Annotated in this window: 21 protein-coding genes and 1 pseudogene; 9 read left to right on the top strand and 13 right to left on the bottom strand. The window is 73.6% G+C overall.

Annotated features, from left to right (window positions below; all coding sequences use genetic code 11):
* A pseudogene (locus ADK60_RS05565) lies at positions 1 to 1,597 on the top strand (hypothetical protein); the annotation flags it as partial.
* Positions 1,598 to 1,707: 110 nt separating this feature from the next.
* On the opposite strand, the gene ADK60_RS05570 reads toward ADK60_RS05565, so the two are convergent.
* Entirely contained in the window at positions 1,708 to 2,982 is a 1,275-nt protein-coding gene (locus tag ADK60_RS05570; RefSeq protein WP_234370952.1) for an MFS transporter, read from the bottom strand.
* Between the two features lie 73 nt (positions 2,983 to 3,055).
* Between ADK60_RS05570 and ADK60_RS05575 the strand changes: the two genes are divergently transcribed.
* Together ADK60_RS05575 and ADK60_RS44520 are read left to right on the top strand one after the other, a co-directional pair.
* Positions 3,056 to 3,862, top strand: a complete 807-nt coding sequence (locus ADK60_RS05575; protein ID WP_053643713.1) for an AraC family transcriptional regulator — start codon at positions 3,056 to 3,058, stop codon at positions 3,860 to 3,862.
* A gap of 92 nt (positions 3,863 to 3,954) precedes the next feature.
* Positions 3,955 to 4,599, top strand: a complete 645-nt coding sequence (locus tag ADK60_RS44520; RefSeq protein WP_053643715.1) for a hypothetical protein — start codon at positions 3,955 to 3,957, stop codon at positions 4,597 to 4,599.
* A gap of 162 nt (positions 4,600 to 4,761) precedes the next feature.
* Here ADK60_RS44520 and ADK60_RS05585 read toward each other — a convergent pair whose 3' ends face one another.
* Positions 4,762 to 4,962, bottom strand: coding sequence for a hypothetical protein (locus tag ADK60_RS05585; RefSeq protein ID WP_053643716.1), 201 nt, complete (start codon positions 4,960 to 4,962; stop codon positions 4,762 to 4,764).
* A 331-nt stretch (positions 4,963 to 5,293) separates the two neighbouring features.
* On the opposite strand from ADK60_RS05585, the gene ADK60_RS47465 reads away from it, so the two are divergent.
* Positions 5,294 to 5,419, top strand: coding sequence for a hypothetical protein (locus ADK60_RS47465; RefSeq protein WP_286185253.1), 126 nt, complete (start codon positions 5,294 to 5,296; stop codon positions 5,417 to 5,419).
* A gap of 25 nt (positions 5,420 to 5,444) precedes the next feature.
* On the opposite strand, the gene ADK60_RS05590 is transcribed toward ADK60_RS47465, so the two are convergent.
* From ADK60_RS05590 to ADK60_RS05605, 4 genes are all read right to left on the bottom strand, one after another.
* Positions 5,445 to 5,909 carry a GNAT family N-acetyltransferase gene (locus ADK60_RS05590; protein WP_053643718.1) on the bottom strand — a complete coding sequence of 155 codons (465 nt, stop codon included), beginning with the start codon at positions 5,907 to 5,909 and terminating at the stop codon, positions 5,445 to 5,447.
* Positions 5,906 to 6,748 (bottom strand): protein kinase domain-containing protein, encoded by an 843-nt coding sequence (locus tag ADK60_RS05595; protein ID WP_053643721.1) that lies wholly within the window; start codon positions 6,746 to 6,748, stop codon positions 5,906 to 5,908. The genes ADK60_RS05590 and ADK60_RS05595 overlap by 4 nt, the downstream gene beginning before the upstream one ends.
* Complete coding sequence (locus ADK60_RS05600; RefSeq protein ID WP_234370953.1) at positions 6,712 to 7,254, bottom strand: hypothetical protein; 543 nt, start codon at positions 7,252 to 7,254, stop codon at positions 6,712 to 6,714. The genes ADK60_RS05595 and ADK60_RS05600 overlap by 37 nt, the downstream gene beginning before the upstream one ends.
* A 104-nt stretch (positions 7,255 to 7,358) precedes the next feature.
* Positions 7,359 to 7,775, bottom strand: a complete 417-nt coding sequence (locus tag ADK60_RS05605) for a hypothetical protein (RefSeq protein ID WP_053643723.1) — start codon at positions 7,773 to 7,775, stop codon at positions 7,359 to 7,361.
* 237 nt (positions 7,776 to 8,012) lie between these two features.
* Here ADK60_RS05605 and ADK60_RS05610 point away from each other — a divergent pair, with 237 nt between their 5' ends.
* Entirely contained in the window at positions 8,013 to 9,281 is a 1,269-nt protein-coding gene (locus ADK60_RS05610; RefSeq protein ID WP_053643725.1) for a helix-turn-helix domain-containing protein, read from the top strand.
* 4 nt (positions 9,282 to 9,285) lie between these two features.
* A complete protein-coding gene (locus tag ADK60_RS05615) occupies positions 9,286 to 9,642 on the top strand; it encodes a hypothetical protein (RefSeq protein ID WP_053643727.1) in 357 nt (118 codons plus the stop codon).
* Positions 9,643 to 9,713: 71 nt separating this feature from the next.
* Here the strand turns inward: ADK60_RS05615 and ADK60_RS05620 are convergent, their stop codons facing one another.
* The 3 genes from ADK60_RS05620 to ADK60_RS05630 form a co-directional block, all read right to left on the bottom strand.
* On the bottom strand, positions 9,714 to 10,280 hold the full coding sequence (locus tag ADK60_RS05620; RefSeq protein ID WP_159400318.1) for a hypothetical protein: 567 nt from the start codon (positions 10,278 to 10,280) through the stop codon (positions 9,714 to 9,716).
* A gap of 167 nt (positions 10,281 to 10,447) precedes the next feature.
* Positions 10,448 to 10,810 (bottom strand): zinc ribbon domain-containing protein YjdM, encoded by a 363-nt coding sequence (locus tag ADK60_RS05625; RefSeq protein WP_045940319.1) that lies wholly within the window; start codon positions 10,808 to 10,810, stop codon positions 10,448 to 10,450.
* A gap of 86 nt (positions 10,811 to 10,896) precedes the next feature.
* Complete coding sequence (locus ADK60_RS05630) at positions 10,897 to 12,114, bottom strand: ROK family transcriptional regulator (protein ID WP_053643731.1); 1,218 nt, start codon at positions 12,112 to 12,114, stop codon at positions 10,897 to 10,899.
* A gap of 330 nt (positions 12,115 to 12,444) precedes the next feature.
* Here ADK60_RS05630 and helR point away from each other — a divergent pair, with 330 nt between their 5' ends.
* Entirely contained in the window at positions 12,445 to 14,634 is a 2,190-nt protein-coding gene (helR, locus tag ADK60_RS05635; protein ID WP_053643733.1) for an RNA polymerase recycling motor ATPase HelR, read from the top strand.
* A 123-nt stretch (positions 14,635 to 14,757) separates the two neighbouring features.
* Here the strand turns inward: helR and ADK60_RS05640 are convergent, their stop codons facing one another.
* The gene (locus ADK60_RS05640; RefSeq protein ID WP_053643735.1) at positions 14,758 to 15,606 is read right to left on the bottom strand and encodes an SDR family NAD(P)-dependent oxidoreductase; all 849 of its coding nucleotides are present in this window, start codon (positions 15,604 to 15,606) and stop codon (positions 14,758 to 14,760) included.
* Between the two features lie 131 nt (positions 15,607 to 15,737).
* Here ADK60_RS05640 and ADK60_RS05645 point away from each other — a divergent pair, with 131 nt between their 5' ends.
* Together ADK60_RS05645 and ADK60_RS05650 are read left to right on the top strand one after the other, a co-directional pair.
* The gene (locus ADK60_RS05645; protein ID WP_053643737.1) at positions 15,738 to 16,202 is read left to right on the top strand and encodes a MarR family winged helix-turn-helix transcriptional regulator; all 465 of its coding nucleotides are present in this window, start codon (positions 15,738 to 15,740) and stop codon (positions 16,200 to 16,202) included.
* A gap of 120 nt (positions 16,203 to 16,322) precedes the next feature.
* Positions 16,323 to 18,110: a SpoIIE family protein phosphatase gene (locus ADK60_RS05650; RefSeq protein ID WP_079008078.1), complete on the top strand. Its 1,788-nt coding sequence runs from the start codon at positions 16,323 to 16,325 to the stop codon at positions 18,108 to 18,110.
* A 59-nt stretch (positions 18,111 to 18,169) separates the two neighbouring features.
* On the opposite strand, the gene ADK60_RS05655 is transcribed toward ADK60_RS05650, so the two are convergent.
* The 3 genes from ADK60_RS05655 to ADK60_RS05665 all read right to left on the bottom strand — a co-directional run bounded on the left by ADK60_RS05655 (position 18,170) and on the right by ADK60_RS05665 (position 21,521).
* Positions 18,170 to 19,363, bottom strand: coding sequence for a trans-sulfuration enzyme family protein (locus tag ADK60_RS05655; RefSeq protein WP_053643739.1), 1,194 nt, complete (start codon positions 19,361 to 19,363; stop codon positions 18,170 to 18,172).
* A gap of 242 nt (positions 19,364 to 19,605) precedes the next feature.
* Positions 19,606 to 20,460: an alpha/beta fold hydrolase gene (locus ADK60_RS05660; RefSeq protein WP_053643754.1), complete on the bottom strand. Its 855-nt coding sequence runs from the start codon at positions 20,458 to 20,460 to the stop codon at positions 19,606 to 19,608.
* A gap of 221 nt (positions 20,461 to 20,681) precedes the next feature.
* Positions 20,682 to 21,521, bottom strand: a complete 840-nt coding sequence (locus tag ADK60_RS05665; protein WP_053643741.1) for an MBL fold metallo-hydrolase — start codon at positions 21,519 to 21,521, stop codon at positions 20,682 to 20,684.
* Positions 21,522 to 21,546 lie beyond the last annotated feature (25 nt).

Genomic DNA, 21,546 nt, shown 5'->3' on the forward strand with positions numbered 1-21,546 from the left:
GGGCGGGGGTGACGGCGGGGGCGGGGGTGACGGCGAGGGCGACTGGCTGCCCTACCGGCCGGGCCGGATGGTGCTGGAGGAACTCGTCGAGCAGGAGCCCGAGTCCGGACCCGACGCCCGGCTGACGCTGGCCGCCGGCCTGCGCTGGCGCCGCGAACTCGCCTCGGTCGGCCTCGCCGCGCTGCTGCCCGCGTTCGCCACCACCTGCCCCTGCGCCGTCGACGGGCCGCTCGCGCCCGCCCCGCTCGGCGCCGCCGTCCGGAGCCGACTGCCCGACCCCGTCGCGCTGGTGCCGTGGCTGGCCAGGCTGGTGGACCGGGACGAGACCGCGGCGAAGGAGTTCGGCGCGGCCGCCCCCGACCAGGAGGCCCTGGCCGGCGCGGCAGAGCGCTGGCTGCACTGGTGGGCGCCGCGCGTGGCGGACGGGGCGCCCGACGAACCCGTAGCGCCCCCGCCCCCCGCCGGCTGGAACCCCAACCGGCTCGAATACGCCTTCGCGGTGCGCTCCTCCACCGTCCCCGAGCTGGAACTGCGGGCCCAGGAGTACCCGGGCGGCCACCTGGACTGGTGGGCCGTCGACGCCCCGCCCGCCCACATCCCGGTCACCGAGGCCGCCGTGACGCACGAACAGCGCGCCATCGTCCCCACCCCGGCGATCTTCGGCGGCATGCCCGCCTCCCGCTACTGGGAGATGGAGGACGCCAGGATCAACTTCGGCGCCGTGGACACCAGCCCCGCCGACCTCGGACGGCTGCTGCTGATCGCCTTCACCACGGTGTACGGGAACGACTGGTTCTGCTGCCCGCTGCCGAGCCCGGTGGGCTCGCTCAGCCGGGTCGTGCACTGCTCGGTCACGGACGTCTTCGGCGGCGCGACGGAACTCGCCCACGCCTCCCTGGAGGACCCGGACTGGAACCTCTTCGGCCTCGGCGAGGACCGCGGCGGCATCGCCATGGGCGGCGGCGGGGACGGTACCGAACCGCCGCCCTCCCCCTGGTTCTACCGGGCCGCCTCGCTGCCCGCCGGACTGGAGAGCCCGCCCGCCGAGTCCGTGCTGCTGCTGCGCGACGAAGCGGCGAACCTCGCCTGGGCGGTCGAGGAGACCGTCGGCGACCTGGCCGGGGAGCCGCTGGACCGCTACGCCCGCTGGGTGGCGACCCTCCCGCCCCGGCCGACCGCCGAACCCGGCGACCCGCCCGCCGACCGGTACCTGCTCGCCACCGAGGTCCCGGGCCACTGGTACCCGCTGGTGCCCCAGCCGGTCGACCCGGACGCCCCGGAACAGATCCGGCTGCTGCTCGCCGGTCTGGTCCGCGACGAGAACACCCCGGCGCGGCCCCTCGGCCGGCTGCTCGGGGAGCAGCAGTGGCTGTTCGAGGAGGAGGTTCCGCGCTCCGGCGTCCGGGTGGAGCGCAGCCGCCAGTACACCCGCTGGCACGACGGCTCCGCCCACGCCTGGTCGGCCCGGCGCAAGGTCAGCGGAACCGGCTCGGGCTCCAGCGGGCTGCGCTACGACGTCCTGGAGCCCCCGCCCGGTCGGGCCCCCGAACCGCAGCCCGAACCGCAGCCCGCGCCGCCGACGCCTCCCGAGGGGTGAGCCGTGCACGACGGCGTCCCCGAGGAGACCGTCGCCGCCCCGGCCGCCCGACTGGACGCCCGCGGCGTGACCCGCTTCCCCTGAGCCGGCTACCTGCTGCCCGCTACCTACTACCCGCTACCTGCTACCTGCCTACCGTGACCGGCCTTCCCCTCGACCGGCGCTACGCCGGAGCGTCCCGCGGCCCGGCCCCTCCCTTCCGGCAGGCCCGCGACGAGCAGCGCCGCCAGGCTCGCCGCCGCCCCGACTCCGACCACGGCCGGCCAGCCGCCGCGCGCCCAGGCGACCGAACCCACGAGGGAGCCGAGGGCGATGCCCAGGAACCGGAGGGTGAACCAGCAGGTGTTGAGGCGGCTGTGCAGCGCCGGGTCGAGAGTGAAGAGGACCCCCTGACAGACCACCTGGTTGCCCCAGGTGCCGATGTCGAGGACCACGACCCCGACCGTCAGCCAGAGGATCCCGCTCCCGCCGGGCAGCAGCAGCGCCCAGGCCGCGGCGGTGACGGCGATCGAGGCGGCCACGGCCCGGCGGCGGCCGAAGCGGTCCGCCAGCCGCCCGGCGGCGGTGGAGGCGAGGGCGCCGGCCACGGCGACCAGGCCGAACAGGCCGACGACGGTGGAGCCGTAGTGGTAGCGCTGTTCGAGGAGGAAGGTCAGGGCGGTCCAGAAGGCGCCGAAGGAGACGCCGACCAGGCCGCCGGAGACGGTGATCCGGCGGACGAGCGGGCGGGTCGCGAAGAGCCGCGGCACCGAGGCCAGCAGCTCGCGGTACGGCGTGGCCCGGGCAGCCCGGGTGGTGGGCGGGCCGGTGGGCAGTGCCCGCCGAAGGACCAGGGTCAGCAGCAGGGTGAGCGCGCAGGAGCACCCGAACACGGCGCGCCAGCCCACCGCTTCGGCGAGGGCGCCGGAGTACGTCCGGGAGGCCAGCACCCCGACCAGCAGACCGGCCTGGACGGTGCCGACGGTCCGCCCGGGGTGCCGGCCGCCGGCCAGTGCGACGGCCAGCGGCGCCACCAGCTGCGGGACCGGGGACAGCAGGCCGAGCGCGAAGGCCGCGACGACCAGCAGACCAGCCGTCGGGGCGAGCGCGGAGGCGGCCAGGGCGCAGGCCGACGCCGCGCACAGTCCCAGGATCAGCCGGCGCCGGTCCCGGCTGTCGCCGAGGGGGACCAGGACGGCGATGCCGGTTGCGTAGCCGATCTGGGTGGCGGTGGGCACGGCGCCGAGCGTCGCGGGCGGAACGTGAAGTGCGGCGGCGGCGCTGCCCAGCAGCGGCTGGCCGAGGTAGACGTTGGCGGCGGTCAGGGCACTGGTCGCGGCGAGCAGCGCGGTGGCCCGTCGCGGCGACAGTCGCGGGTCGCTCGTTCCACGGTCGTTTTCGATCACGAAAAGAGACGCTACGGAGACCCGCCCGTGGCAGGCTTTCGCCGATCCGCCGTCCACTGTCGAGAGTGCGCCAATGCATGGCAAGAGCGAGAACCGAGACGACTACCAGCACGTGCCGCGTCCGCTGGCGGCGATGGCCCGCGACCTGCCCGACGGCCACCACATCCCCCCGCACCACCACCGTCGGGCCCAGCTGATCTACGGCACCAGCGGGGCGATCACCGTCGTCACCGACCGGGGGACGTGGGTGGTACCGGCCACCCGGGGCGTCTGGGTCCCGGCCGGTGTCGTGCACGCGATGACCTGCACCGGCCCGGTGCGGATGCGCACGCTGTACCTCGAACCCGGCGCCGCGGCCGGCCTGCCCGAGGCTCCGACCGTCGTCGCGGTGCCGCCGCTGCTGCGCGAACTCATCGACGCCGCCACCCGCATCCCGCTCGACTATCGGGTCGACGGCCGCGACGGCCGCCTCGTCGACCTGCTGCTCCACGAACTCGCACCGCAGCCCGTCCCCGCCCTGCACCTGCCGGTCCCGACCGACCCGGCCCTGGACGGACTGTGCGCGGCCGTCCGCGCCGACCCGGGCGCACGCTGGACGACCCCGGCCGCCGCCGCCCACGCCCACCTCAGCCCGCGCAGCCTCCAACGCAGGTTCCCGGCCGCGACCGGAATGACCCTCACCCACTGGGTCCAGCAGGCCCGGCTGATCCACGCCGTCACCCTGCTGGCCGCGAACACCCCGGTCACCGCCGTCGCCTCCGCCCTCGGCTACGCCACGCCGAGCGCCTTCACCGCGATGTTCCATCGCTCCCTGGGCGTCCCCCCGAGCAGCTGGTTCGCGCCGGCACCGGGACACCCGCCGACATCCGAAGGCACCTGACAGCACCCCCGGCGCGCCCCGCGCGGGGCCTGGCCGAACGCGGTAGTAATGAGGACCGGGGGACGGTGCTCAGTGACACCCGGAGGCCGCACATGCCCACGGACCAGCAACTCCGCGACCTTCGTTCGGAGTTGACCCTTCCCGGCGAGGAACCGCCCGCCCTGGTGGCGAAGTTCGCGACCGGACAGGGACAACTCGGCACACTCGCCGTCCTCGCCGCACAGCAGCAACGGATCATCACCTCCGACCGCCGCAGCCTCCTCCTGCTCGCCACCCGCTGCGCGGACGCACCCCTGGGCGCCTGGTTCGCCGGCCTCGCGGACGGGGAGAGCGCGGCCCTGAACACCCTGCCCGCCCTCGCCGCCGCCTGCGGAGCGACGGACACCGCCGCAGAACCACTGCCCGGCTGCCAGGCCTACCCCTCCTACCTTGCCTGGCTCTCCCTCAACGGCCACCCACCCGCTGTGGCAGCCGCCCTGGTCGCCAACTTCACGGCCTGGGGCGGCTACTGCGCGACACTCGCCGGGGCACTGCGACGCTTCCACGGCTTCGGCGAGGAGGCCTGCGCCTTCTTCGACTTCTTCGCCCAACCGCCGACCGCACTCGAACGCGCGGCCGCCGACGCCCTCGACCCGACCGGCCTCACCGATCCGGACATTGATGCCGCCCGCGAGTACGGCCGCCTGCTCCAGGCCTACGAAGGGTTGTTCTGGAGCACCCTCGCCGAACTCCCCTGAGGCGACCGGCCCTACCGGTGCCGCAGCACGATCACCCGTCGACCGCCGGCCCGACGGGCCCGCAGCGGGTCTCCGCAGCCTTCAGTGCCGCTGCGGCATCGGGAGGGAACTCGCCCATGCTCTCACTGCCTTCCACTCGCTCGGACCGGACCGGCGCACCGACTACGGCGACACCTGGCGAACGGCCCGCTTCAGCAGCACCTCGCGGTGGACAACCTCCGTGGAGCTTCCGACTTTCTCGACGTAGCGGTTCGCACTCACCGCCTCCCAGCCCTGCGAGCCCAGAGCGTTCAACTCCGAAAGATCCACGCGCCAGCCATTCACCCTCACATCGATGATCTTGTACTCCCAGCTCGCTCCCACAGCTTTCCCTTCGTCCTGACGGTGGCGTCCTCGGCCGATGGTGGCATGCGCACTCGTAGGCGCGCCGGGAGTTCAGCAAGCTGTTCGGGCACCCCGTTCCGCCCAATTGGCATACCCGACAGGCGATCCCCGGCAGCGTGGTGAGCTCGGTTCTCCTTCCCCAGGAGCTCACGCCGCCGACGGATGAGGATGAGAACCTCGGTGCGGTGGACGCGACGGTCGATCACCACGGCCGCGACGATGTCGCCGGACAAGGTCTCTCCCAGCGCCCGAAGGGCAGCTTCGAGGTCCGATCTGCCGTTATAAAAGCAGGAGACCGACGGGAAGGCCCGTGACGTCTCCGAGGTCCGGCCCGGTGGGGTTCACCGGGCCGGACCTGGATGCTGCCCACGGGTACGGCCGCCTGCTCCAGGCCTACGAACGGCTCTTCTGGAACACGCTCGCCGAACTTCCCTGAGGACGACCAGACCTGCCATCGTGGCCTATCGCCAAACATCCGGCAGGGCATAGGTGACAAACCCGGCCCGGACGCCTGTAGGGACGAACCCAGCATTGCGGAGGACGCGGCCGGAGACCGGGTTGTCGGGGTGGTGCCTGGCACGAATCGCCGCCGCCCCGAAGCGGTCGGTTCCGAGCACGAGGATCCTGCGGACACCTTCGGTCGCATAGCCCCGACCCCAAGTGTCCGCGCGCAGAACGTAGCTCACGGCGGCGACGGAACCGTCCGAATGGAGCTTCACGACCCCGAGGAGGTCACCGTCCACCGCGAGACCGAGGGTGTACCGCACACGGGGTTTCTCATCCGCCGACGACAGGGCGCCCGCCACGTACTCCCGGGCCTCGTGGGCGTCCATCGGCCCCCGACCGAGGAACCTCACCGATTCGGGGCCGTAGATGCACTCGACGGCCCTGACGTCGCCGTGGGCCAATTCCCGCAGCTCGATCACCCGTCGACCGCTTCAACGAGTTCCGTCAACTCGGCGGCGCTCGGCCGGTCGTCGGGGGCGGCCAGCAGGACGTACCGCAGACGGGCCTGAAGAGCCGGCCAGGGCATCGAGGTGGACATGGGGACCGCACGGTGGGCGATGGCCGTGCGCATCGCCTCCACCGACGCACCCTTCCCGATTCCAACAGCCTCGTAGTCCAGCGGCCACTTCCCGGTGACGCAGGTCCACAGCGTGCCGGCGAGGGCGTGGACGTCGGCAGTCTGGGTCGTGTCGACGGGCTGCGGTCCGTTGATGATCCGGGCAGCCAGCTCGGGGGCGGTGAGGTGGATCATCGTGCCGTCGAACCTTCGCCACGGGGTGCTGCCGACCTGCCGCGACCAGGCGAAGTCCAGGAGCCGGACACCGTCCTCGGTGTGGATCCCGTGCTGGGGCTGGAGGTCACCGTGCACCCAACCGGCCTCGTGCAGGTCGGCCACCGCACGGCACAACCCGACCGCCGCCCCCAGGGCTTCCTCGCGCCCACCGGCGCCCTTGCGCACCGGCCGGAACACGTCCCAGGTGGACGGCCCGACCAGCCACGGGGTGACGTACCAGACGCCGTTGTCGAAGCGACCGGCCGTGACGGTGTATTCGGGGAGCTGCTCCAGGACAGAGGCTTCGCGGGCAGTGACCTCGGCAGCCTCGCCGGTGCCGAGCTTGATGCTCACCACCCCTTGCGGACCACTGGCCTTCCACACCGCCGAGCCCCGTCGGTTGCTGATCTCCTCCAGTTCGAGCGGCCCGCAGCGGGCCTCCGCAGCCTTCAGTGCCGCTGCGGCATCGGGAGGGAATTCGCCCATGCTCTCACTGCCTTCCACTCGCAAGGGATGTACTCGAAGACGTCGCGACCGTCATCGACCGCCACGGACAACGCCGTGGCCAGGTCGGGCGTCCCCTCCAGGAACCTCGGATCCAACGGCCGCACACCCGCCCGCACCGGGAGGAACGACAAGGGCGGCGGCGGGATACTCCCACCGCGCCGACCGGTCTCCACAGTGCCCTGGGCGAACTTGCCGAACATGACCCCGACCGGCGCGTAAAGGTGCTTCAACGCCCAGTGCGGCCATGCCAGAAGCTCACCATGGTCCGCACCCACACAGTGCCCGCGCAGTACGACGTTCTCGCACGCGAGGACACCGTGCGGCCGCGCCATCAGCGGACGGACCCATTCCGCGGCCTGTACTCCGGCGTAGAACAACTCGGCCTCCACCGCATACCGATGACTGCCCGGGGCGATCTCGTAGACCGTCCACCCGGTCATACCCCGCCGGATCGACGGTCGCAGGAACGGGCAGTGCTCGTCCAAGCCGGCAAGGTATCCGTCCACGCCGACGGGGTGTTCCGTGCGGGCCCCGGCGAGGCGGAGCGCCCCGGCGGTCGGCCGGGACGCTCCGTCGAACGGTGCTGTGATCACAGGTAGGACGCCGTCGGGGCCATGTCGTCGCCGTCACCCGGGGCGGGCGAGCAGTTCCACTCGCCCCGAACCTCGCCGGTCTCGCGGTACCTGGCCAGGGCCTCGGTGTCGAGAGTGCCGTCGGCGTTCGTGAACCAGACCTCCGGCAGCGGCCCGTACGCCTCCTCGTACGCGCTCACCCAGGTGATGAAGCCGCTACCCCCACCCTCGACGTGGGCCAACTTCCGGCCCGCGTGCTGGAGCGTGAACGCCTCGTACGCCTCCAGGTCGTCGGCCAGCCGGTGCCACGCCGTGTCGACGGCAGCGGAGAACATCTCCGGCGCCGCTTCGCCGGAGTCGATCCGTCGCGCGGCGATCGCGAAGTACTTGCCCAGCTCGTCCAGCTCGGCGGTCGACTTGATGGTGCTGCTCACGGGATTCTCCCATCGGGTTGGTGCTGCTCGCCCCGGAACGGGCCGAGCAGCAGTGCAGGGTGGTACGGACCGGCTCGACTCGACCGGAGACCGTGCCGACGGCCCGGGAGTGAGCGGCTGCATCCAGTGAAGGGCCCGGGAGTTGTCGCGAACCAGAGCAGAAAGTTACTGTCTGTCAGGCACAATCAACGCACTGTTCAGCCCGACCTGGGCCTGTCGATCCGAGCGGAGGAGGCCGTGGCTCCAAGACGAAAGAACTTTGCGGAACGCCGCAAGGCGCTGGGCTACAGCCAGGAGGCATTCGCCCACGAGTTGGGAGTGGCAGTTTCCACTGTCGCCCGCTGGGAGGCCGGCGCGACCGACCCCCAGGGGTACATTCACCCCAAACTGGCAAAGGCCCTCAGGATCACTCCGGAACGACTGGCGGAGCTACTCGCGCCTGCGGCACTGCACCCGTGCCGTCCGGTGGTCTACGCCGCCGGCCCTTCTGTTGGCGATACTGACGACATGAAGCGCCGCGATATTCTGAGCTTGCTCGCCGCGACCGGCGCCCTCGTTGCGCTGCCGACCTCCGGCGCAGCCTCGCCCCGCACCGGCAGGTCCGCCGAACTTGCTGAAACCGGGCCCGAGTTGAACGCGCACCTCTGGAAGGTGTTCGGCCTGTCCGACTCGAAACAGGCCGTCTACCCCTTGGTTCAACACCAATTGAACCTCCTGGCCCAGGGGTTGGGCGAGCATCAGAGCGAGGCCTCTCATCAGAAGCTCTGCACACTTGTGGGAGACCTGTACCAGCTCGCGGGCGAGATCTTCTTCGACGCCAACCGGTACACCGATGCGGCCTACTGCTACACCCTGGCCGCCAGCGCCAGCAGGGAGGCCGGCGCCTACGACATGTGGGCATGTGCCCTGACCCGGCACGCGTTCGTGGAACTGTACGAGAATCGGTTCGGCGTGGCAGCTCCGATACTGGCGGCGGCATCCCGCGTCGCCGAACGAGGAGACCACCAGCTCTCGACCCGCTACTGGGTAGCAGCGGTCCAGGCAGAGGCCCATGCGGGTCTCGGCGACCTTGATGCGACCGAGCGCGCGCTCGACAGCGCCGAGCAGGTTCACAACCTCTCCGGGGAAACGCACAACGGAGGCTGGCTCCGGTTCGACGGCTCCCGCCTCGCCGAGGAACGTGGAACCTGCTATTTCGCCCTCGGCCGACCGGATCTGGCGGAGCAGGCATTGACAACTGCCCTGTCGCAACAGCTTTCACCGCGCCGCCGGGGAGCCGTGCTCGCGGAGTTGGCGGCACTGGGGGTCGAACGCAGCGATCTCGACCAGGCGAGTCACTACACTCACGCCGCACTGGAACTGGCGAGCCGGACCGGGTCGGGCTTCATCGGGAGGAAGTTGGAGGCCGTCAAGAACCGCCTCGTCCCGCTGATGACCGACAGCCGGGCCTCCGCGCTGCACCAGCAGATCTCGGCGCTCGACGGGCGCCGTCCGACGAAGGAGTGACGCAATGTCCGATGGACGGATCTTCCGTGAAGCGTGGATCGCGGGTGTGTCGAAGCACTACCCGGGCGAGCCGAAGGCCGGATATGTCGCCCCTTGGGACGAGACGCCCGCATGGGAACGAGAGAGTGCCACGGCCGTGTTCGGCCAGGTCCGCGACTTCATCAGGGTGAGCGGCGGGAACACGTCCAAACTCACCCGGGAGCAGAAGGGGCGCTTCGTCGCGACGTGCTGGATCGCTCAGATCCACAAACACATCGAGGACCCGAAGCCTGGCTATGTGGCCGACTGGGCGGACCTTCCGTCCTGGCAGCAGGAGACCGATGCGGACATCTTCGAGGCCATCGAGCGCGCCGGATCCTGATCCGGCGGGCGGACGGCGTCGGGGTCCGGCCCGGTGGCGTTCACCGGGCCGGACCTGTCAAGGGCTGTTGGTCAGGCCTGCCAGTGCGGCTTGCCGCTGACCATGCGGCAGGTGATCACGCGGCCGCCGGCCTCGTGGGTGGTGCGACCGAGGTCGGCGTCGCGGCAGAACTGGCCCGCCTTGTAGCAGTTGCCCGCATTGGACTTGATCTCGCAGTCACCGGCGGCGGCCGCGGGCTTGGTCTCGGCCGGCGTCGGGTCGGTGGGCGGCTGGGCGGTGGTCGCCTTGGGCTGGGGGGCGGCCTTGCTGGGCGTCGACTGGGCCTTGGGCGGGGCGGTGGTCGGGACGACCGGCACAACCGGCGCGGGCTCGGCGGCCGGCTTGGTCGCTTCGGGCACGACGGCGGTCGGTGCGGGCGCCGGGGGCGGCGTCTGGACCGGCGCGGCCGCAGGGGTGGTGACGGCCGGGGCGGCCGCCGGCGGGGTGGTGACCGCAGCCGGGGCCGCCGGGGTGGTGACCGCGACGGTGGCGGTGTCGGCCGCCGTCGGGTCACAACCCGTCAGGGCGAGACCGACCGTGAAGACGAGTCCGGCGACAGCGGCCAGGCCGCGACGGCCGCCGCGCATCCGTGAAGGCATGGACGTGAACGCTCCGTTCCACTTGAAAGAGGATCGTGAGTCAATCAGTCCCGTCATACGGTCTGTACATACTTCAAACACTTGTAAGCAGATCGAGACCTGGCGATCACGCAGCGTCGATCAACCGGCCGGCCCGATCACGCACCGCCGAACCCGGGCACCGGCTTTCAGGCCTTCTTGACCACGCTCGACTTGAGCTGCATCGCGCCGAAGCCCTCGATCCGGCAGTCGATGTCATGGCCGTCCACGCCGTCGACCAGACGGATGTTGCGCACCTTGGTGCCCGCCTTGATGCCCGAGGCGCTGCCCTTCACCTTGAGTGCCTTGACGACGGTCACCGTGTCGCCGTCGCTGAGCACATTGCCGACCGAGTCCTTCACCACCCGCTCGCCGGCCCCGTCGGCCGAGCCCTCGCCGGCGGCCTCGCCCGGCGCCCACTCGTGGCCGCACTCCGGGCAGACCATGAGGCCGTTCATCTCATAGGTGTACTCGCCGGCGCACTGCGGACACGGGGGAAGGTTCTCGCTCATGCGTTCAGGATAACGGCGCCGCCGAGGGCCCCGCCCGGCGCATCCGCCCAGGTCGGCGCTCCTCCTGGCGACAGACAGAGGCCCGCTCAGTCCGTCGGCGACGAGAGGCGCTCGAAGACCTCGGGGCGGGCGAGGTCGAGCGCCGTGGCGACAGCACCCAGCAGGACCGCCTCCTCGCCGAGGCGGCTGGCCGCGAGCGTGGGCCGCATCGGCGTGAGGCGGTGCAGGGCCTGGCCGAGCGGTTCGAGCAGGAGGTCCGCGCTGCCGCCGATGCCGCCGCCGAGCACGATCAGGTCCGGGTCGAGCACGGCGGACACCACGGCGAGGGCGTAGGCGAGCTGACCGGCGGTGCGGTGCACGGCGGTGGCGGCGAGCGGGTCCCCGGCGCGGGCCTCGTCGAAGACCTGCTTGGCCGTCAAGGGCCCCGTCATGCCGAGGTCCAGCGCCGTCCGGACGACCGCCTCCGCCGCGGCGACCTGCTCGACGGTGCCGCCCGGGGTGCCGTCGGGGTGCGGCGGGAGCGGGACCATGCCCACCTCGCCGAGCGCTCCGTGGGCCCCGAGCAGCGGCTCGCCGTCCTTGACCACGCCGACGCCGAGGCCCGTCCCGGCCACCAGGTAGGCGAACATCCGGCTGCCGCTCCCCCGCCCGGCGCCCAGGGTGTACTCGCCCAGCGCGGCCAGGTTGGCGTCGTTGCCGACGGTGATCGTGGTCTCCAGCCCGGCCGCGATCCGGTCGAACAGCCCGGGTCTGCCCCAGCCCGGCAGGCTGGTGGCGTACCGGACGCCGCGCCGCTCCTCGTCCCAGACGCCGGGGGTGGCGATCACGGCGTGCACGATGTCGGCCGCCGCGACCCCGGCCTCGGCGGTGGTCTCCCGGGCCGCGGCCACCACGGCGTCGGCCACCGCGTTCGCCGTCCGCCCCTTGTTCGGAATGTCGCGGCGGGCCACGATGTCCCCGGCGAGGTCGGCGACGGCGACCCGCAGCCGGGCCCGGCCGATGTCGACGCCGAGCACGTGCCCGGCGAGCGGGTCGGGCTCGTACAGGACGGCGGTCCGCCCGCGCTCGGGGACGAAGCGCCCGGCCTCGCGGGCCAGCCCGGCCTGTTCGAGGGCCGCCAGCGCGGCGGATACGGTGGGCTTGGACAGGCCGGTGTCACGGGCGAGCTGGGCCCGCGAGGACGGGCCGCCGAGGCGCAGCCGTTCGAGCAGCAGCCACTCGTTGTTGCTGCGCAGCCGCTGCCGGTTCCACGGCTGCGCCGGCGTGGGGCCCGGCGGAACTGTGGTCGGCAGGTCGCGGCTCATCAAGTCCTCCGGTCCGGTTGCTTCTCCCGGGCACGACACGCCCTGGGCACCAGCCAGTATGACCCGTTGTCACACCGCCCACCGGGGGGTTCCCGTCCGGGAGCCGCGCCGACGGAACGCACCGGAGGGAGGGGAGGACGGGGAAAACGCGGCGGGAGCGGTGGAGACGTCACGCTCCTCTTGCCACTCTCAACTTATAACGCAAGGGGGGCCTTGCCGCAAGGCCCCGGTCCTACCGCACAATCAACGACCTAAGCCCCGAACGATCCCCCCTTGGAGTTTTGCTCAGTGCACCAGCCTCAGTCGGAACAACGGATCGGAACCGCTGCCATGACCACCCCCACCACCAGCGTGTTCGACCTTCCCGACCGTCTCGCCGCCAAGGCGGACCCGGCCCTGGTCGGCCCGGACGAGCGGCACTTCGCGGCCGTCGCGGAGAGCCTGGAGCGGACGATCGCCGAGGCCTCCGACAGTCTCGACGCCGCCCGCCGCGCACCCGGCGGCGCCGGCCGGGCCGCGATGGACCGGGACCTCGAGGTCCACCGGCTGACCGGCCGCCTGCGCGCCCTGCGCCGCTTCGGGCTGGACCTGTGCCTGGGGCGGATCGTCCCGGCGGACGGCACCGAGCCGGTGTACATCGGGCGTCTCGGCCTGACCGACCCCGAGGGCCGCCGACTGCTGATCGACTGGCGCTCGCCCGCCGCCGAACCGTTCTTCGCCGCGACCCACGCCGACCCGATGGGCCTGGCCAGCCGCCGCCGCTACCGCTGGACCGGCGGGCGGATCACCGACTACTGGGACGAGGTGTTCGCCGCCGACGGGCTGGAGGGGCACGCCGCCCTGGACGACCAGTCGGCGTTCATCGCCACGCTGGGCGGCAGCCGTTCGGCGAAGATGCGGGACGTGCTGGCCACCATCCAGGCCGACCAGGACGCCATCGTCCGGGCCGGCTCGCGCGGCGCGCTGGTCGTCGACGGCGGCCCCGGCACGGGCAAGACCGTGGTCGCGCTGCACCGCTCCGCCTACCTGCTCTACTCCGACCCGCGCCTCGGGCACCGGCGCGGCGGGCTGCTGTTCGTCGGCCCGCACCAGCCCTACCTGGACTACGTCGCCGACGTGCTGCCAAGCCTCGGCGAGGAGGGGGTGCGGACCTGCACCGTGCGGGACCTGGTCGCCGAGGGCGCCCGCGCGGCGGCCGAGTCCGACCCTGAGGTGGCCCGGCTGAAGGCCTCGGCGGACATGGTGCGGGCGGTGGAGCAGGCCGTACGGATCTACGAGGAGCCGCCCACCGAGGGCATGACGGTCTCGACCGACTGGGCGGACCTCCGGCTGGACCCCGACGACTGGGCCGAGGCCTTCGCGGCCCCCGACCCGGGCACCCCGCACAACGAGGCGCGCGAGCAGGTGTGGGCGGAGCTGGCGGAGATCCTGCTGACCAAGCTGCGCGGCGGCGAGGACATCCCGGTCGAGCTGTTCCTGCGCTCGCTGCGGCGGGACCGGGAGCTGGTCGAGGCCCTGCACCGGGCCTGGCCGCTGCTGGAGGCCGCCGACGTGGTCGGCGACCTGTGGACGGTGCCCGCCTACCTGCGGCTGTGCGCCCCCTGGCTCGCCCCCGAGGAGGTCCGCCGGCTGCAGCGGGCCGAGCCGCAGGCCTGGACGGTGTCGGACCTGCCGATCCTGGACGCGGCCCGGCAGCGGCTCGGCGACCCGGCGGACGCCCGCCGCAAGCGCCGGGAGCAGATCGCCCTGGCCGAGGAGCGCGACCGGATGGCCGATGTCATCACCGCCATCATCGACTCCGACCACGACGGCGAGGGGGCCGTCGCCATGCTGCGCGGCCAGGACCTCAGGGACACCCTGGTCGACGGCAGCTCCCTGCCCGCCGCCGACCCGGACCGGCTGGCCGGGCCGTTCGCCCACATCGTGGTGGACGAGGCGCAGGAACTGACCGACGCCGAGTGGCAGATGCTGCTGCAGCGCTGCCCGTCCCGGAGCTTCACCATCGTCGGCGACCGGGCCCAGGCCCGGGAGGGCTTCACCGAGTCCTGGCAGGAGCGGCTGGCCCGGATCGGTCTCGACCGCGCCCAAGTGGCCTCGCTGAGCGTCAACTACCGCACGCCGGAGGAGGTCATGGCGGAGGCCGAGCCGGTGATCCGGGCCGCCCTGCCGGACGCCAACGTGCCCACCTCGGTGCGCAGCAGCGGGGTGCCGGTCACCCGCGGCCCGCTCGCCGATCTGGACGGTGTGCTGGCCGACTGGCTGGAGGCGCACGCCGAGGGCACGGCCTGCGTCATCGGCGACGCGGCCTTCGCGGCGGAGTTCGGCGCGACCTGCCGCGAGGAGTTCCGGGCCGGCGGCCGGATCCGGGCGCTCACGCCGCGGCTGGCGAAGGGGCTGGAGTTCGACCTGGTCGTGCTGGTCGACCCGGCGGGCTTCGGCGAGGGCGTCGGCGGCGCGGTGGACCGCTATGTCGCGATGACCCGGGCGACCCGGCAGTTGGTCGTGCTCACCGGGGCCTGATCGGTGCGCGCCCCGGCGGCGGCGGTGACGACGGGACGTCGCCGCCGCCCAGGGCCGGAACCGTTGCGGCAGAGCTCGGGCTCAGGCTCAGGCTCGGGCTCAGGCTCAGGCTCGGGCTCGGGCTCAGGCCACCCAGCCGGCCGTGATCCCCTGGACCGCGGACCCGTCCAGGTCCGCGAGCTTCGCCCCGACGAAGGCGCGGGCCCGGTCCGAGGTCTGGACGCGGAACGGCGGCCGCTCGGCGGTGAGCGCGGTGACGATGCTCGCCGCGGCCCCCTCCGCGCTCTGCGCCTGGTCGAAGGCCGTCCGGGTACGGGCCGCGTAGGCCTCCAGGGCGGGCGCGTACGGACCGGCGGCGGTCAGCAGGGCCGGCAGGTCGATGCCCTGGCTGGCGACGAACTCGCTGGCCACCGCGCCCGGTTCGACGACCGTGACGGTGACGCCCACGGTCGCGGCGACCGGGGCGAGCGACTCCATGAAGCCCTCGACCGCGAACTTGGCCGCGCAGTAGGCCTCGTTGAAGGGCTGGCCGACCACGCCGCCGACGCTGGTCACGGTGACGACCCGGCCGCCGCTCGCCCGCAGGTGCGGCAGCGCGGCCCGGGTCACCTCGACCACGCCGAAGAAGCTGACCTCCATCACCTCACGGACGGGGGCGAGTCCGTCCTGCTCGACGGTGCCGACCCGGCCGGAGCCCGCGTTGTTGACCACGGCGTCGAGCCGGCCGTGCCGGGCGACGACCTCCGCCAGGCACGCGGCCACGGAGCCGGCGTCGGTGACGTCGAGCTCGGCGATTTCGATCCGGTCCGCGACGCCGGCCGCCTCGGCGGCCTCGGTCAGCGGGCCGGAGCGGCCGGTGTCGCGCATGGTGGCGACGACGCGGAGGCCGGCGCCGGCCGCGGCGACCGCGGCGGCCAGGCCGATGCCGCTGGAGGTGCCGGTGATGAGAACGATCCGGTCGCTGGCGGTCATGGGGACTCCTTGCCTTGCCGGAGCCGGGCCGTCGAAACAGTCGCGCCCGCCCCGAAGCGGGGATTTGTGTGCGTGCACACACACCATAGCAGGATGTGTGCACGCACACGCAAAAAGGTAGGCTTCCCGGTATGTCGCAGCGCACCGACCTCACCCTGGGGGACCTCACCGCCCGCGACCACGCCTTCTACGGCCTGGTCTGGGCGGGCACGACCCTGAGCGCCCGGGTCGACCAGGCCCTCGCCCGGGCCCACGACCTGCCGCTCTCCTGGTTCGAGGTGATGCTCTGGCTGCGGGGCCAGACCGAACCGGTCGCCGCCTCCGACCTGGGCGCCAAGACCCTGCTCAGCCGCAGCCAGGTCTCCCGGGTCGCCGACGCCCTCCAGGCCCGCGGCCTGATCGAGCGCGCCCCCTCCCCCACCGACGCCCGCTCGGTGCGGATCGCGCTCACCCCCGAGGGGCGGCGACTGTTCGCCGAGGCCGACGCCACCCGCCGGGCGGCGCTCGCCGAGGTCTTCGACGACCGCCTCGACGACGGCGACATCGCCGCACTGGAGGCCGTCTGGGCCAAGCTCAAGCGACCCGCCGGCGCCTGACCCGCCGGGCGCGGACCGCCACCCCGCACCGCCCCACGCCCCGATACCGGAATCCCACCGACCGGTCAAGGATGCGCGAGTCCCTGGGCGAGCCGCGCCGCGGAGCGTGATCATGGACCTATGCGGTCCCGGTACGACGACGGAGGAGACGGCGGCCCCCCCACGAACGCGGACACCACCGCGCTCACGGCGGCGGCCGCGGCGCTCTCCGGGAGCGACCCGGACACTACCGACAGCAACAGCCCCGACCTCCTGCGTGAGCTGCTCGACGGCCTGCCGACCGGCGTCGCGCTGCTCGACACCGAACTGCGCTGGTTGTACCTGAACGCGGCCTTCGCCACCGTCACCGGTCTGCGGCGGGCCGATCTGCTGGGCCGCCCGGCCCCGGACACCGCCTTCGCCGACGCCGTCGGCACGCTGCGCCGGGTCCTGGACGACGGCCGCGACCGCGAGCGCGTCACCGGCGGCCCCGACGGCCCGGGCGCGCCCGTCCCGGTGGGCCTGCGGGTCCGCTACCGGCCGCTCACCGCCGACGGCCGCGTCATCGGCGTGATCGTGGCCGTCCTGGACGATCCCGATCCGGTCCAGGAGCTGCGCCACGAACTCATCCGGGCCCGGACCAGGCTCGCCCTCCTGGAGGCCGCCGCCGAGCGGATCGGCACCACCCTCGACATCGACACCACCGGCGCCGAACTCGCCGCGTTCGCCGTACCCCGGCTGGCCGAGCTCGCCACCGTCGACGTCCTGCCGCCGGACACCGCCGTCCGACCCGGCGGGGCACCCGGCCTGCGCTTCCACCGGGCCGGGCTGGCCGCCACGGCCGCGCTGCGCCCGGAGGTCGGCGCGCTGGCCCGTCCGGGCGAGTCGGTGCGCCACCGGGAGGGGTCGGTGGCGGCCCGCGCCCTGGCCTCCGGGGTCGCCGTACTGCTCGCCCCGCGCAGCGCCGAGGAACTCGCCGCGGCGGCGCCCGATCCGCACACCGCGGCCGTCTTCCGCACCGCCGGGGTCACCTCGCTGCTGGTGCTGCCGCTCACCGCGCGCGGCGAGCTGGTCGGCCTGCTGACCCTGGCCCGCACCGCCGCATCCCCCGGCTTCGGCCCGGACGACGCGGTGCTGGTCGGCGACCTCGCCGCCCGGGCCGCGACCGGCATCGACAACGCCCGCCGCTACAGCCGCTCCCAGGGCATCGCCCTCGACCTCCAGCGCGCCCTGCTCAGCGAACCGGGCAACCCGCACCAGAACCTCGAACTCGCCTCCCGCTACCTGCCGTCCGGCAGCAGCTCGGTGGTCGGCGGCGACTGGTACGAGACCGTCCGGCTGCCGTTCGGACGGACCCTGCTGGTCATGGGCGACGTGATGGGCCACGGCGTCGAGGCGGCCGTCGACATGAGCAACTACCGCTCCACGCTGCGCGACGTCGCGGGCATGGACCTGCCGCCGCACCGGATCCTGCGGCAGCTGGACACCGTCATCGCCGCCAACGAGTCCGCCCGCCCCGCGACCTGCCTGCTCGCGCTCGCCGACCCCGGCCGGGGCCGGTGGACCTTCTCCTGCGCCGGCCACCTCCCGCCCGCCCTGATCGCGCCCGGCCGGCCCACCGAACTGCTGCGGATCCCGACCGGCCCGCCGCTCGGCACCGGCTTCGGCGGCTACGAACAGGCCACCCGGGCCCTGCTGCCCGGCGAGACCCTGCTGCTGTACACGGACGGGCTGGTGGAACGGCGCGGCGAGGACATCGATGTCTCGCTGGCCCGGCTGGCCGCCCTGCGCCTGCCCGTCACCGGCCCGCTGGACGACCTGCTCGACGCCGCCCTGCACGCCCTCGGCCCGGCCTCCGGGCACCCGGCGGAGGACGACATCGCCGTCCTGGCGGCCCGGCCGAGGCTCCGGCCGCCGCCCCGGGCGTAGCGGCACGGGGCGACGGGCGCGCGGGGCGGGCGACGGGCGCGCGGGTGGAAGGCTTGGGCTCAGAGCTTGCCGAGGGCCTGCTCCAGGTCGGCCCAGAGGTCCTCGGGGTGCTCGATGCCGACGGCGAGCCGAACGGTGCCCGGGCCGATGCCGGCGGCGGCCAACTCCTCGTCCGAGAGCTGGCGGTGCGAAGTGCTGGCCGGGTGCATGACGAGGGTGTGCACCCCGCCGAGCGAGGGCGCGAGCGAGGCGAGGCGGAGTGCGCCGACGAAGGCACCCGCGGCCTCGCGCCCGCCGGCCAGGTCGACGGCGAACACCCCGCCCTGGCCCTCCGGCAGCAGCCGGCGGGCCAGCTCGTGGTCCGGGTGGCCCGGCAGTCCCGGGTGGTGCACCGTGGTGACCGCCGGGTGGGCGGCGAGCCGTCCGGCCAGGTCGAGCGCGGACTCGCAGTGGCGGCGCATCCGCAGGCCCAGGGTCTGCATCCCGCGCAGGGTCAGCCAGGCGGCGAACGGGTCCAGGGACGCGCCGAGTTCGACACCGTGCTCCCAGACCCGGTGGTGCAGCGCGGCGTCGGCGAAGACGGCGACCCCGGCCAGCACGTCGGAGTGGCCGCCCAGGTACTTGGTGGCCGAGTGGACCACGACGTCCGCCCCGTGCTCGATCGGGCGGCAGAGCAGCGGGGTGGTGAAGGTGTTGTCCACCACGCTCAGCACCCCGGCCTCCCGGGCGACGCCGATCAGGGCGGGCAGGTCGGTGACCCGCGCGGTCGGATTGGAGACCGTCTCCAGGTACAGCAGCCGGGTGGTGGGCCGCAGGGCGGCGCGGACCTCCTCCGGGTCGTCGCCCCGGACGTGGGTGACCTCCACGCCCCAGCGCGCGGCCAGGTCGGCCAGGGTCGCGAAGGTGCCGCCGTACAGGCTCTTCTGGGCGATCACATGGTCCCCGGAGCGGAGCAGGGCGAGCAGCACGGTGTTGATCGCGCCCATCCCGGAGGAGGCGGCCAGCGCACCGCTGCCGCCCTCCAGCCCGGCCACCGCCTGCTCCAGCGAACGGACCGTCGGATTGCCCAGCCGGTTGTAGAGGAAGGCCCGGTCGGGCCCCCCGAAGGCCTCCGCCAGCGCGTCGCCGTCGGGGAACGCGAAGACGTGGCCCTGATGGATCGGCACGCCCAGCGGCCGGCTTCCGACCACCTCCTCGACGGGCGGGTGGACGATCCGGCTCTCGGGACGCAGCCCGTGGTGGAAGTCGCTCATCCCCCCATCCTGGACGCGTCGGCCGCCACCGGGCCAGGGCCAATCCCACCCGGGTGGCCCGGATTCCCGGCCGCCGGGCCCGGGTCACCGGTCGGTTCGGGTCCCCGGCCGGTCTGGAACCCTGGTCGGCCCGGAACCCTGGTCGCCGGGTGCCCGCCGCCCGGCCGTCCCTCCGCACCCCTGTCGCGGAGGGACGGCCGGGTCCCGGGGCACCCGGCGACCGGGCCCCGACGGTCACCGGATCAGAGGTGACGGCCGAGGAAGTCCCGGATCAGCGCGGCGATTTCCGGGCCGTGCGTCTCCAGGGCGAAGTGCCCGGCGTCGAGCAGGTGGATCTCGGCGTCCGGGAGGTCGCGGGCGAAGGCCTCGGCCCCGGCCGGGCCGAAGATCTCGTCGTTCCGGCCCCAGGCGACCAGGGTCGGCGGCCGGTGCGTCCGGAAGTACTCCTGGAAGTGCGGGTAGCCGTCCAGGTTGAACTGGTAGTCCCAGAACAGCTGGAGCTGCACCTCCCGGTTGCCCGGGCGGTCCAGCCCGGCCTGGTCGAGCGTCCAGGTGTCCGGGGAGAGCCGGTCCAGCCGGTCGGCGGGCACACCGTGGGTGTACTGCCAGCGGGTGGCGGACGCGGTGAGCAGCTCGCGCACGGCGGGCTCGTGGGTGGCACGGTCCCCGGCGTGGGCGAACAGCACGTCCCAGAACGGGGTGAAGCCCTCCGTGTAGGCGTTGCCGCTCTGGCTGATCAAGGCGGTGACCCGGTCCGGGTGGCGCGAGGCGATCCGCAGGCCGATCGGGGCGCCGTAGTCCTGGATGTAGAGGGCGAACCGGTCGATGCCGAGCGCGTCCAGCAGGGCGAGGGTGTACTCGGTGAGCTTCTCGAAGCTGTACTCGAACTCGCCGACGGGCGGGGTGGCGGACTGTCCGAAGCCCACGTGGTCGGGGGCGACGAGGTGGTAGGAGTCGGCGAGGTCGCGCAGCAGGTTGCGGAACATCGCCGAGCTGGTGGGGAAGCCGTGCAGCAGGACCAGGGTCGGCCGGCTCGGATCCCCGGCCTCGCGGTAGAAGACCGGCAGGCCCTCGATCTCGACGGTGCGGTGGCGCACCTCGGTGTGCGCGGCGGGGCTGGTCGCGGCGGAGCCCGGGTCGTTCGCGGGGTCGGTGGTGGCGTCGGTGGCGGGGTCGGTGGCGGGGCGGCGTGCGTCTGCGGTGCGGGCGGCGGTGGACACGGCTGTGCTCCTCGGCTGGGTCCGGTACTGACGGGTCCGGTACTGACGTTCGGTCGGGCGGGAGTCGGCGGTCGCGGCCCCCGGTCGTTCGGGGCCGCTCACAGCGGCTCGGGGACGCCGGGGGTCAGCAGGCGCAGCCGACCGCTCAGGTCGGGGGCCGAGAAGGCCCCGGTGATGGCGTCCGGGTCCTCGCCGAGGTGCTCCCAGGACTCGTAGTGGACCGGGACCACGGTGCGGGCGCCCAGGATCCGGGCGAGTTCCGCCCCCTCGCGGGCGCTCATCGAGAACGCCCGGTCGCCGGTGGACGGGAAGTGGGCGTCCCCCAGGTGCAGGAAGGCGGTGTCCACGGTGAAGCGTTCGGCGATGCCCGCCAGCGCGTCGTGGCGGACGGTGTCCCCGGAGAGGTAGAGGGTGCCGCCCTCGTACTCGACGACGAAACCGGTGACCGGGCCGGTGGCCTCCTCGGTGCCGGGCGGCCCGTGCCGGGCGGGTGTGGCCGTCACGGTGACGGTCGTGGCGCCGGCGGTGATCCGACGACTCTCCCAGGTCGCCAGTCCCTCGGCCGCTCCCCCGAGCCGTGCGGCCGCCTCGGGCGTGGTGAGCACGGTGGTGGCGCGGGCCAGCACGGTCCGGCCGGTCGGGTCGAGGTTGTCGGCGTGCTGGTCGTGGGAGAGCAGGACGAGGTCGATCGGCGGCAGGCGGTCGGCGGTGAGCGCCGGGCCGGCGGTGCGGCGCAGCGGGCGGGCCGCCGGGTAGTCGGCCGGGCCGGGGTCGAGGGCCGGGTCGGTGAGGACGGTCAGGTCGCCGATCCGCAACAGGACGGTGGCGGTGCCCAGGTGGGCGGCGGTGACGGTGACCGGGGCGGTGGGCGCGGGCGTGAGCGTGTTCTGTGGTGGTGTCGTGGCCGGGTTCTGTGCCGGTGTGCTGTGCTCGGACATCTCTGTTCTCCCCCGTCGTACGTGC

It is taken from the genome of Streptomyces sp. XY431 (assembly GCF_001279805.1).
Lineage (GTDB): Bacteria > Actinomycetota > Actinomycetes > Streptomycetales > Streptomycetaceae > Kitasatospora > Kitasatospora purpeofusca.